Source organism: Fulvivirga imtechensis AK7, from assembly GCF_000331535.1.
GTDB lineage: Bacteria > Bacteroidota > Bacteroidia > Cytophagales > Cyclobacteriaceae > Fulvivirga > Fulvivirga imtechensis.
The window spans coordinates 22,723-35,529 of record NZ_AMZN01000033.1; the positions used below are offsets into that span (position 1 = coordinate 22,723).

Sequence of the window (12,807 nt, forward strand, 5' to 3'; positions counted from 1 at the left end):
CATCAAGGTCAAGCGCGCCTTTGTGTAGCCGCTTCGGCAGAGCAAGGGCTTGTGCCTGCGCACCGCAGTGCTATGGCACACAGGTGTGAAGTCCCAAAAGCGGTAGTCCCGTACAGTTGTTACAGTTGTCGGAAAGAGCATTTTTGGGGCAAGCGTAACGCAGACATTGGCGTTTTCTTAGAGACACGAATTAAAAACCAACTAAAAGAAACTAAAACATGAATGAACAACCAAATGCAACTCCGGGCATGCGAGCGGAATCCGTGCAAAACGAGAGGCATCACCCTGCAGAAACAATCTGGGAGCTGATCGCACAGCAGGCGCAGGCGCATCCGAAGCGGACAGCAGTTATCGATGGCGAAACCACTATAGACTTTAAGTATCTGACGGACCGGGCAAACGCAGTTGCGGGCGAGCTTGCAACCCGTGGGGTTGAGCCTGGCTCCCTTGTCGGTGTGTGCATGAGCCGCACCTGGGAACTTGTGGCGACTTTACTGGGTGTATTACGAGCGGGGTGCGCATATGTACCGCTTGATCCTGCCTATCCAAAAGAGCGCGTGCGCTACATGCTGGAGCATTCGCGCGCGCTAGCTGCCATTGTGGATGACAAGAAATGTGCAGAACTCTGCCAGGGCGTACACGAGCTCATAAGACTCGATCAGGTGGGTCAACAGACAGCGAAAACGGTAGCCGGGCCGTCTGCCAGCGACCTGGCCTACGTGATATACACCTCAGGATCAACAGGGCGGCCGAAAGGGGTTGCTATTGAGCATCGAAATGTGGTTGCGATGATCCGGGTGATGGGCAGTTTGCTGGATAATGAGGATCTGAAGGGAATGCTGGCCGCTACCTCAGTATGTTTCGATCCCTCGGTCATGGAAATACTGGGAACCTTGTCATTAGGAGGAACAGTGGTATTGGCTAACAATATGCTCGACCTGCCGGCACTATCTTCGGCAAACCTGATAAAGAGTTGTGTTGTGGTGCCATCGGCAATACAAGCGTTGTTATCTTCAGGATGGACTCCTAATGGCATCAGAACTATCGTTTTTGGTAGTGAAGCGCTCAAACTACCACTTGTAGAGAAGGTTTTTGCGTTAAATACAGGGGCGCGGGTGTTCAATTTGTATGGCCCCACTGAAGACACCGTGTTCTCAACAGCCGCACAGGTTCATGAAGGCATCCAAACGGTTACCATTGGCAAATCAGTGCCAAATTCCCGTTCTTACATTCTCGATGATTCCATGAATCCGGTACCTGATGGCACTGAGGGGGAACTTTATTTAGCAGGAAATCAGCTCGCGCGTGGCTACCTGTATGATGAGGAGCGTACCAAAGAACGGTTTATAGAAATGACTCCAAATGATGTGATCCCGGAGAAGCGGCTATACAAAACAGGTGATCTTTGCCGTAGAACGAAAAACGGAGAGATCGAATTTCTCGGCCGGGTTGACCAGCAGGTCAAGATCCGAGGGTTCCGGATCGAACTTGAAGAGATCGAGTCTGCACTCGAATCGATGAAAGGGATTACTGCGGCAGCCGCGGCAGCCGTAGATGGAGGCGCTGGACAAAAAATGCTTATAGCCTATATGGTGAGTCAGCACGAAGCAATTACGGATGAGCAGGTGAAAGCATATTTGGCGCAACGACTGCCAAAATATATGGTTCCCCATGTGGTGATACCCCTCAGGGAATTGCCTCTTTTGCCTAACGGAAAGCTCGACCGCAATAAATTACAGAGCTTAAAAGAGACCCGTAACTCTGTCCAGACACAACAGGCGCCTGAATCGAACCCCGGAACCATAGACTTCGCCACAGGGCAGCAAGCTGACATACTGGCTGGCATTCAGGGTGAGGTCGCCTCTCTTTTGAATTTTAGTGACCCTAAACAAATATTACCTGACCGTTCATTCGATAGCATGGGGCTTGACTCGCTGACCACCATAGAGTTAGGCAGTCGACTTTCCGGAATGCTGGGCCGAACGCTGCCGGCCACCGCAATTGTGGAGTACCCCACTCCTGAAGCCTTGACCCGTTATATTCTGAAACTTAGGGGCAGTAGCACAGATAATGAGCCTATGGAAAAGGGGCGCAGAGTAGTTTCAGACTCTCTCGCGACTTTTCAGACACACATCCAGTCCAGCCACCCCACGTTTCAGGCTGCAAAAGTATCCGCCTGGTCGGCTACCGATAAGAGTATACTTGTGCAGGAAGTGTTACACATGGTGAATGATCAGCGCAGAAATCCCTACAGTAAGGTGCTCCGCACCGGAAGCGCAACCCGGGGTATGGTAACTGATGCATACAATGATGAAGAGCAGGAAGCCATCATCTGGACCACCAACCTGTACCTAGGCCTGAACCGCGATAAGCAAGTCATGGAAGAATCGGCTAAGGCGTTGCAGCAATTTGGAACGGGAATGGGAACGTCTGCAGCAGCTTCAGGTATGACGGATCTTCACCTGCAGTTTGAAAAGGAGTTTGCTGAGTTGGTAGGAAAGCCTGGCGCTTGCCTGTTCCCTACAGGATATACAGCAAATGTCGGTGCCGTTGCAGGACTTCTGGGCAAAAACGATGTAGTTGTAATCGATCAACTCTGCCACGCATCCATCGTTGATGGGGCTCGACTGTGCGGCGCTACGATCAGAACATTTCAACACAACAATTCATCTGACCTGGAAGCAGTGCTTAAGTCTGAAATATCGCCTTACCGTACAGTCCTGGTTGTGCTTGAAGGTGTATACAGCATGGGCGAAGGCGCTGCACCCGTTGCAGATATCGTGCGTATGGCTAAAAAATATGGTGCTCTTGTGTTAGTGGACGAAGCCCATTCATTCGGCTTTTACGGTGAACGTGGGGCAGGCATTTGCGCTGATCAGGGCATCACGGAAGAGGTAGACTTTATCATGACCACTCTCAGCAAAGCGCTTGGTAGTCTTGGCGGTGTGGTTGCCGCACGAGAGGAGCACATCGACCTGTTGAAGGCGTCAGCCAGAGCTTATATCTTTCAGGCCTCCATCAGCCCGGCAGATATGGCCGCAGCACTTACCGCCTTGCGCAGGATCCGCTCAGATGATAAACTGCGGGATCGACTCTGGGATACAACGCGATACATGCGCCAACGATTCACCAAAGCCGGGTATGACCTGGGGACAGGGGACGGCCCTATCGTAACCCCGCATTTTAGCGACAAGGATAAACTATACGCCATAGTGCAGGGCATGTATCAGCGTGGCGTGCAAACATCAGCGGTAACATACCCTATTGTGGAGAGCGGACGCGGTCGCCTCAGGCTCATCTGCTCAGCTTCCCATACCCGTGAAGATGTTGACAGGACCCTGGAGGCCCTGATCGAAGCGGAACGTGAAGTGGATGAGCAGATGGCCGGTGCCCGGGTTGACACAAAGGAGCCAGGTATTATACAATCCGAGGTAGAGGAGTGGGCCAATGCCTTCTCTGCCTGGTTGAAAAAATTGGTGGCTAAAGCCCCTTACCCAACTCCGAATCTCGCTGTTTCCGTGAGGTTTCCCAAACAGGACGAGCCGATTACGATAGTGGTCAATGAGGGAGATGTCACACTGGGCGCTGAAGAGCTATCTGATCTTCCGACCTGTTCATTGCTTCTCAAGGACCGGCAGACAGTCTCTGCTCTACGTACATCAAATGTTCAAGGGCTGCTTCACAGCATTAGCAAAGGTGCATGTGTGTTGAAGGGCGAGGTTGAGCCGTTTATTTGGCTCTTTGCACGAATGGTCGAACGGCAACAAGAAACACCACTTGACGTTTCGTTGAAAAACACAGAAGAAGCTATTTACCAGCCGGATTTATAGAATAGGAAGCCGTCTCAAGGGTCAGTTCGTCATTCCAAACTTGACTTGGTGATCCCTAAAAAAGCATAGAGGCTAACATTAGGAGGCCAATATCAAGTACCAATGGCATCGGAAGAAGACTTTTGAGACGGCCATTTCAACTTAATAGTGGTGGACGTGGCTATAATTGGACTTAAGTTAACGTGAGTTCGATATAAAATGATTAAAAAAGGCGGTTATCCTGCCTGTCCCGAACTTGCCTAACTTGCCGCGGGGAGGTATCCAACAACTTTTTAGTTGATTTTGCAGATAATGACAGTTACCTGAACGCCCTTGATGAAATGGTGTTCCGCTGACGGCCAAAGCCTTTAGCGGAGGCCGTAAGAATTTCAATGCCACACGTACACCTCATAAATCACACTGTTTGAGCCCGTTATTTCAAACGGGGCGAGTTTGTGATTTGTTTATCGCAGGCATTGAAATTTAGCCATTTGCTCACAGCCCTTGCTCCTCCATAGCCGCAACTGATTGTCAATAATTATTACACTAAATCACTCCTTTTTTTTCTTGAATAAAATTCAAATTTCTTATCCCGAACTCAGGTCTGTAATAGTCTCATAGGGAAAGACTACTGCTATTCAGAGGAACTACCAGGATACTTTGTATGTTTAACGTGAGTTCGATATAGTAGAACCGATTAAATTATATTCGTATCCAAAAATAAGCTAAAAAACCTCTTTTCAAGGTCCCCGAACTTGCCTCGGGGAGGCACGAAGAATCTTCCTAAGTTCAAGGATACTACCAGCAACTTAGGAAGATCCTAGGGGGCTGAATTCAGGACCTTTACTGCTAAAAGCCATTCAGGATAGTAAATTTGACATACAAATGTTCGCTGATTAACTGAAGAGTTCAGGGCTGTTGAAAAAGGACGAATTCAAAGTCTTACAAACACTAAATTAATTGATTATGTCCAGAAGAGTAGAGTGGAATCCGGATCACAAAAACGCAGATGATCAGCAGAATGCTTTTATTGATAAATACTTGTCATGGCCTCCTACGAAAAAATGGGCATATCTGATGGAATTATCCAAACAAGGTTTAAAACAGATAAATGCAAAAGGGCCAAGAAGAATAGAATGGAAATAGAAGGTTTTTATAAGGAGGTATTGGAACAACTCATTAAAAATGAAGTTGAATTTCTCCTTGTTGGTGGGCTTGCAGTTGGATTTCACGGATATGCCAGGTTTACTGGAGATATGGATTTATGGTTAAAACCGTCAAATGATTAAAAAACTCAGTGTAGCACCCCAGATTGCTCCCACCGCTATGCTAAACAGAACCGCCAGCAGCAGGTTAGCTTGCAACAGGTTTTGGCTCAATGTAAAGTATATTAAGACCAGAGCTCCGGCTGAAAGCCCGATTGCAAGTGCTCCTATTTTTAATCCAAACAGACTTAAGGAAGTATAACTCGTCAGGATTGTTAGATTTAATGTTTACCTCTTTTTTTGAGTATCCATGGTTAGCAAGATTCCTTAAGGCGCGGTCGGATGATTTTTGGTTGTGAAATATTGCATAGACCACCTTTAGTTTAGAAGTGACTACCGCTGTGTTGTTTATAGATGTTTCCATGATCGTAATTTTTTATATAAGGCTAGTTTTAGCCTGTAGTAATTTTTATAAGCCTCTTGAATAAGAAGTAAGAGCTAATTTTAAGGTTTATACAATACTTTCTTGTTCATTGGCAAACAATGTATATATTTGAATTATATTTTAATAAAGAATAAACCCCAATAATTAGGGTTTATAGTTAATCAAAATATAATGGCAAGGAGTACATACATTTCAGAAAATCTGACACAGAATCAAATTGATCTTATGCTGATGTTGGATGAGTATGAAATGGACATTTTTACTTTACATGACCTAAAGGAATTGGCATCTGATCAATTTGATGACATCAACGAGCTCGTAGAAAACCTTGTACATAAAAAAATACTATCTCGTATAGAAAGGGGGAAATACTGCCGCTCAAATTTTAGGGACGAAAAAGTGATCGGTACCCGATTGGTAGAAGATGGTGTGGTAGCTTATTGGTCTGCGTTAAACCTCCACGGATTAACAGAACAATTTCCAAATACGATTTTCATTCAGACCACAAAGGTTAAACCCCCGAAAGAAGTATTTGGCGTTAGCTATCAATTTGTAAGAATAACTCCTGCCAAAAGAACGGGGGTTGTAAAAGAAGGTTATGGAAATCATAGCTATCAAATCACAGACGTAGAAAAAACAATTGTGGATTGCTTTGACCTGCCTCAGTATTCCGGTGGCTATGCCGAACTGATCAGAGCGTTTACGTCCGCAAAGCTATCTCCGGAGAAAATGATAGCATATTGTCAGGCAGTAAATAACAGGGCAGCCACCAAACGTATGGGTTACCTGGCTGAATTACTAGACAGAAAAGATATGAAGCTTTTCATTCATTTTGCCAAACACCAGGTAAAACAAGCTTATAATCCACTGGATCCATTAGGTATAGATAAAGGCAAATTTAACGCTGAATGGCGGCTCAAGCTAAATATCTCCGAATCCGAAATACTAGACATCGCCAACAAACAATACTGATGATCTTAAAAAAGGAAATAGGGAAAATTGCCGAACAAAAAAGTGTCGCAAAAACCACCATTGACAAAGACTGGGTGCTTGGGCATTTTATCGATGCAATATTTTCTATTCCCGAATGCCGTGATAAACTCATCTTCAAGGGAGGTACCTGTTTAAGGAAATGTTACTTTGAAAATTATCGTTTTTCTGAAGATTTGGATTTTACAGCAACGGATCCTGACTTTGTTTTGGATACAAAACTATTGGATCAAATTGTTCAATTAGTAACGGAGCGTACGGAGATCCCTCTGCATGTACACGAGCTCAAACTTTTACGACACAAAGATGAGCCAACGGGATTTGCTGCCAATGTCAAATTTTGGGGAGCAGACCACCCGAGAAACCAGGCGCCAGCTCCACCGCAACGTTGGCAGACTTCTATTAAGATTGAAATCATTCTGTATGAAGAAATGATCTTTACTCCGGAAAACCGGAAAGTACATCATCAATATAGTGATCAGCTAACCGAAGCTGCTGATGTAGTACCATGCTATGCAATACCTGAAGTGCTGGCCGAAAAATTCAGAGCTTTAATCCAACGATCATATACGGCACCACGGGATTTTTACGATATCTGGTACTTATCTCAAAACGCGTCCGATTTAAACTGGCCAGAGATCGTGACAGCATTTCATCAAAAAATGAAATTCAAAGGGCTGGAATTTACCGGTATCGATCAGATGATCAATGATGAAAACGACAAGAAACTACAGGCAGCCTGGAAAAATAGTTTAGGACATCAAATACCTTCAAAGGACATGGCAAACTATGATACAGTGAAAGAAGATTTAACGCAACTATTAAATAGCATATTAAAATAAAATGGGAATAACCGATATAAGAGTATTAGAGAACTGGTTATGGGAAGCGGCTTGCAAAAACGGGGAGAAGTAGATGCGCCAAAATATAAAGATTATATACTGCCACTGATCTTCATCAAGCGGCTTTCTGATGTATTTGAAGGCAAAATCACTATTCAGGGAGAAGAATTTGGAAACAAAGAAATCGCAGAACAAATCATAGAGGAAGATCCTGCTATGGTTCGTTCTCTTCAGAGGAATTAAGATCGCCACAATCCAATGAATATTCTACAATTATTTTTGTATATACCTCTAACGTATCAACAATTTCACATGCCTCTTCATCAGAAAGAGCTTCTATGCCTACAAATGTTCTTAACACATCAGGAGTCAATCGAGAGTCAATCGTTTTTTACCTTCTTTCATAACAATTAAGTTTAAGTTAAATTGATATAACCTCCCATAAATTAGAGAGCAAGTGGATTTTAAAAATCCCACAATTGAATAACGTATATGCTACCCCACAAAGAGAAAAATTAAGAAGGGGAATCGAACTTTTAAAGCATTAATTATTAGACACTTATAATCAATACTTTTAGACAGGTTTTTAAAGTTTGAAGTATCGAACTTAATGAAACCAATGTAAAATACTGATAATCAATAAAAAAGCCTAAGCTATTAAACTCAGGCTTTACTTACTTAGTAGCCCCGACAGGAATCGAACCTGTATCAAAAGTTTAGGAAACTTATTTTTTAAAATATTAAAATATTAATTATCAGCTTATTACAATTAATATTAAAATATTAGCGAACTATTAGTGAACACCAACTAACGAAAAAAATTATTCTTTAACAATTAAATTTAATGTTGATGAGCTATATGGAAAAACCTCAGGCATCACACTCTTAATAAATCCATTTTGAAAAAAAGCTTGTGCAACTCGTTCATCAAATAAGTCAGGATTCAAGAGAATATTCGCATTTGGATTGTGATAAATAATTATTCCTTCAGACCAAGATTCATCACTAGCCTCACAAACTTTGTAAGACAATAATGCAGGTTCAGAGGCATTCGGATCATGGTCATGATAGGAAATCGTCCTTATAAGCTCAACATTTCCACTTCCCAGCCCAGCTTGCTTGCCGATACGGTTGAACTTTGACAATGTCGCGCAAGACGAAAAAATGACGGCACTAACATTTTCAGAACCTGGCTGAAAGAAAAAACCTGATGGAACAATAGTGCCATTCCTTTTTTTATAACCTTCTACTTGAACTGGTTCAATTAATAGCTTTCCATCATCATCAAATGAACTACTGTATTTATAACCATACAAGTATTCAGATAGAGCACCAAAACTCCATGTCATGGAAAAATCGTCATGAAAATCAGCTATGGCTATTACAAACGGCATATTCTGAACATGATCTCTTTTCCAATATTCTTTCTTCACTTTACTGAATAAAGCACTTCCATACATTAAAGGAACGTCATTTGACAATGCTTCTTGGATTTCTTCGGAGGATTTATGCTCAAGCACCTTTGATAAAGCCGTCTTTCTACTCACAATAACCGCTTCAATAGCTATTTTTGGACCAAATTTCTCTACAAGATAATCAGGAGCTTCATGATTTCTTTCAAATGAAAAATACTGCTCTCTAAAAAAACAGAAGAGATATAACTCCCAAACTCTGGCATCAAACCCGTTAATTGATTGAAACTGATCTATAAAGTTTCCGTCAATATCCTTATAGTGATAAGAAACTTCCTTAATAACCTCTCTTGCTGAACTGAATGATTCACTCTCTTTTAAAAGCTTGTAATTTGGATGAGTCTGTTTTTCACTCGTCCTTCCCTTAAAGACATCAAAATATTCAACATTCTCATGATATGTAATAGCATCACTCCCCATTTTAGTATCGATCCAACTTCTAGCTTGTTCAATAGTAGGGATATTACCTTCAACTGATTCAGCTCTATACTGCCTCGAGGAATCCCTAGATAAAATGCAAGTGTAATAATCTCCGTCTATTAAATCCATACTAATTAATCCAAGCAATACACCATTCCCATTGCTGTAAAATTCCAACTCCTTTGTATAAAACTGAACGAATGGCTCTCTCGTAAAAAGAGCAAAAATATCAAAAAGCTTTTTGCTAATTGGATACGCATTTTTCATGGCTCATTAGTTTAGTTCAAATATAACAACGTGCGAAAAGACACCTGGGTTGATTATATTTGGACACATGAAGAATAAACCCTTGTACCTTGATTACGCAGCCACTACCCCTGTTGATGCACGTGTACTGGAAGCTATGTTGCCCTACTTTACTGACAAATTTGGAAATGCGGCAAGCACCACTCACATACATGGTGAGGAAGCAAAGAAAGCAGTTGATCGGGCCTCGACCGATATATCCGACCTCATAAATGCGTATCCAGACGAGATCATTTACACATCAGGCGCAACCGAAGCGATTAATACAGCATTGAAAGGATTATATTGGAGTCACTCTCTAACTAGGTCACATATAATAACCGTAAAAACTGAACATAAAGCTGTTTTAGATACATGCAGATGGTTAGAGGAAATAGGATCGGAAGTTACTTACCTTAACGTAGATCATCAAGGTCTCATCGACTGGGAAGAGTATGCATCTGCGCTAAAATTGAATCCGCTTGTAGTGTGTATTATGCATGCAAACAATGAAACCGGAGTCATCCAGGAAATTGGCAAAATTGCTCAACTAGCTAAGGAAAGTGGTGCTTATTTCATGACGGATGCTACTCAATCATTTGGAAAAATGGACATTGATGTCGTTAAGCAAAATATAGACTTATTATGCTTTAGTGCACATAAAATTTATGGCCCAAAAGGAATCGGTGGACTGTACATCAAAAGAAACATTAAGCTGACACCACTAATCCACGGTGGTGGACATCAACGAAATTATCGATCAGGCACATTAAATGTACCTGGTATTGTAGGATTAGGCGAGGCGTCAAAAATTGCTAAAAAAGAAATGAGAGAAGATGCTAAAAAGCTTCAAAAGCTGCGCGATCAACTTGAACATCAACTGATTGCTGATAATATGGCAAGGGTTAATGGTAGTTTGACTCAAAGGCTACCTAACATATCAAACTTTGAGATAATAAACTGTTCCGCTGATGAATTTTTGCTGCGCAACAAAAATTTACTATCCGCCTCAACTGGCTCTGCGTGCTCATCAGAAGTAATACAGCATTCTCACGTATTAGCAGCAATGAACATCCATTCTCCCGCAGTAAGATTATCCTTTGGAAAAGCTACCGAAACCGCTTTTGCTCTACAGCTAGCTTTTCAAAGAATTTAATTCATTTTGAAGCTGCATTTTAATTTGGGTAAATCTATTCTTCAGGAAAGTCTCCTGCTCATCCCTAGTGTTATTCGGAATTTTTTCAAAAGTAGAATGACCCAGGCAATGTGAATACTCAATAGCACTATTGAGCAGTGGCAAATATCTTTCCAGACTCAGACTATTAATCGCCGAGTTCGCTTTTTGTGATATTAATGTCCTATTCAAAGGACTGTTTAAAATATTATTTTTACTTGATCTTAATACTTTTGTAGACTCTCCCAAGGTAGTAACACTCCCCAAAGGAATAATGTGATGATCATTCAATATTTCACCATTCATAGCCACCTCCCAGGCTCTAAGCTTTCGTTCATCTTCAACAAAGTCGTTTGGCTCAAGACTTAATATATATTGTAATACTCCGTTATGAATAGCTGAAGGAACCGTTTTGTCTTCCGTTTTATATAAGAATGTATTTAGGTCAGAATAGTTAGACTCTGCAAACACATTATTAATCCTCTTTGGTAACTCTGTTTCAGTACCACCTGAAATCCATCTCACCAATTCTTTTAGATCATTAATAGCTCGCTGATTCTGTTTTTCGCGAAATCTCCCGGAAAACAAACTTGACCAATACCAAAACTCAATTTTATTTAGGGTATAAGCATCCTCCCAGTGCTCATCATGAGAAAGAGCTATTCCAATGGGTAGCAACATTAAGTTGTAGCTCAGTCCATTATAGTTAGGAATTCCACATCGAAATTGCAGAAAAGCTAAGCTCCTGGTTAAAGCCTTTAATGCTTGTTCAAGGGAATTTTCAATTTCTTCCTTTCTCAGATTTAATATTTTATCCTTCTTTATGTGGCTCACATCCACACTATCTATTCCGTCTTTGCTAATTTTAGTTATTATACTTAAAAAATTCAGGAATTGCTCTTTAATTGGCTTAATAATAGAATCATTCTTTTGTAGCCCAAAACAGCTTGGCGAATATTTAACATCCTTCTTACCATTTGACAATTGACCAGGTATGTCTAAAGTGGAGAGAATAGAATTTTCTAACTTGTCATACAAAGTTTCCTCTTCTCTCACATCTGCATATTTAGCTACCATGATATCAAAAGTATCCAATGGTGTTCCTCCCTTATTCATGTACTCAAAAACCGCAGTCGCACGAGGAAGTTCATTTGATTTGACATAGGGAATCATCAAATCAGAGGCAAACAAATCTTTGAAATAACTAATAAAGGACTCTATCCAGTTATCTCTCAAAGTCTCCCATACCAAATTGATACTCTGAATATTGTTATTCTTATATTTTTGCTTTATGGTACTATCCAAATGCCCTAAATATGTTTGGCTTATTTCATACCCATTTGATTCATCGGAATTGACAATATTCTTTAATGATTCTAACCTTTTATTTGCTAAAATTTTTAAACAATTTTTTATGACAATTTTATCCTCACTCATTAAATCATATAAGGGAATAAATTTTTGTGCGGCAAATTGCATTGCCACTTCAATTTTATTATCATATTCACTTGCCTCTTCACCTAAAGAAAAAGCTGGATGGTAAAATTTTTCTTTATTTGTCGTCTTGAAGATCGTGAAGAACTTTAATCCATCTACAATATCAGAAGGCTCTTTAGTGTTTAAAATTGGCGTTAGTTCATTGTTGTCCCTTAGCATTTTAAATTGCAGATTGCTATAGCCTATTGCATCTCTAATTGCATCTTCAGTTAAGTCCATATACCACCTTTTCCTAAGATGATAATGTAAACTGTCAAAATTATTTTCCCAGTCTTCGCTCCCAAAAAGGTCGTAAAATATGTTCTTTATAGTGGAGAGTCTTTGTTGCCCATCTAATAGAAAGAGACACCTTTCAGTAGGCTTAGCTCTTCTGTTGTAGCAAAGCTCCTTACTTACAAAGTCATCTTTTCCACCATCTAGAATTAGAAATGTTCCAATTGGTAAGTTGGTCAGAAATGAAGCTAAAAGCATCTGTTGTTGATCATGTTTCCAAACATAATCTCGTTGAAAATTGGGAAGAACCAACTGTTGATTTGAAGATTGCTCTAAAAGTGACTGCAAGCTAAACTTTCTGAATTCCATTATTATTCTCAAAAATTACCGATACAAAAACGCATGCAGGAACCAAAGGATACCGAGTTCTGCACTAAGATGTAATAATAGTAATT

The 12,807-nt window shown here is 41.1% G+C and carries 9 protein-coding genes; 7 read left to right on the plus strand and 2 right to left on the minus strand.

All coding sequences use genetic code 11. The features are described 5' to 3' along the window. Nucleotides 1-218 precede the first annotated feature (218 nt). The 6 genes from C900_RS09880 (at nucleotide 219) to C900_RS09905 (ending at nucleotide 7,534) form a co-directional block, all read left to right on the plus strand. Nucleotides 219-3,830, plus strand: coding sequence for an amino acid adenylation domain-containing protein (locus C900_RS09880; RefSeq protein WP_009579673.1), 3,612 nt, complete (start codon nucleotides 219-221; stop codon nucleotides 3,828-3,830). Between the two features lie 1,025 nt (nucleotides 3,831-4,855). Then, entirely contained in the window at nucleotides 4,856-5,098 is a 243-nt protein-coding gene (locus C900_RS29855) for a hypothetical protein (RefSeq protein ID WP_157493976.1), read from the plus strand. Further along, on the plus strand, nucleotides 5,091-5,276 hold the full coding sequence (locus C900_RS30240) for a hypothetical protein (protein ID WP_040496368.1): 186 nt from the start codon (nucleotides 5,091-5,093) through the stop codon (nucleotides 5,274-5,276). The genes C900_RS29855 and C900_RS30240 overlap by 8 nt, the downstream gene beginning before the upstream one ends. A 354-nt stretch (nucleotides 5,277-5,630) precedes the next feature. Next, nucleotides 5,631-6,431, plus strand: coding sequence for a type IV toxin-antitoxin system AbiEi family antitoxin domain-containing protein (locus C900_RS09895; RefSeq protein ID WP_040496370.1), 801 nt, complete (start codon nucleotides 5,631-5,633; stop codon nucleotides 6,429-6,431). Next, a complete protein-coding gene (locus tag C900_RS09900) occupies nucleotides 6,431-7,291 on the plus strand; it encodes a nucleotidyl transferase AbiEii/AbiGii toxin family protein (RefSeq protein ID WP_009579677.1) in 861 nt (286 codons plus the stop codon). Before C900_RS09895 ends, C900_RS09900 begins: the two co-directional genes overlap by 1 nt. Before the next feature lie 39 nt (nucleotides 7,292-7,330). Next, nucleotides 7,331-7,534, plus strand: a complete 204-nt coding sequence (locus C900_RS09905) for a type I restriction-modification system subunit M N-terminal domain-containing protein (protein ID WP_009579678.1) — start codon at nucleotides 7,331-7,333, stop codon at nucleotides 7,532-7,534. A gap of 578 nt (nucleotides 7,535-8,112) precedes the next feature. Here the strand turns inward: C900_RS09905 and C900_RS09910 are convergent. Beyond that, on the minus strand, nucleotides 8,113-9,450 hold the full coding sequence (locus tag C900_RS09910; protein ID WP_009579680.1) for a hypothetical protein: 1,338 nt from the start codon (nucleotides 9,448-9,450) through the stop codon (nucleotides 8,113-8,115). Nucleotides 9,451-9,517: 67 nt separating this feature from the next. Here C900_RS09910 and C900_RS09915 point away from each other — a divergent pair, with 67 nt between their 5' ends. Continuing rightward, nucleotides 9,518-10,624: a cysteine desulfurase family protein gene (locus C900_RS09915; RefSeq protein ID WP_009579681.1), complete on the plus strand. Its 1,107-nt coding sequence runs from the start codon at nucleotides 9,518-9,520 to the stop codon at nucleotides 10,622-10,624. Here C900_RS09915 and C900_RS09920 read toward each other — a convergent pair. Continuing rightward, the gene (locus C900_RS09920; protein WP_009579682.1) at nucleotides 10,604-12,721 is read right to left on the minus strand and encodes a DUF262 domain-containing protein; all 2,118 of its coding nucleotides are present in this window, start codon (nucleotides 12,719-12,721) and stop codon (nucleotides 10,604-10,606) included. The two genes, C900_RS09915 and C900_RS09920, sit on opposite strands and share 21 nt — an antisense overlap. Nucleotides 12,722-12,807: the final 86 nt, after the last annotated feature.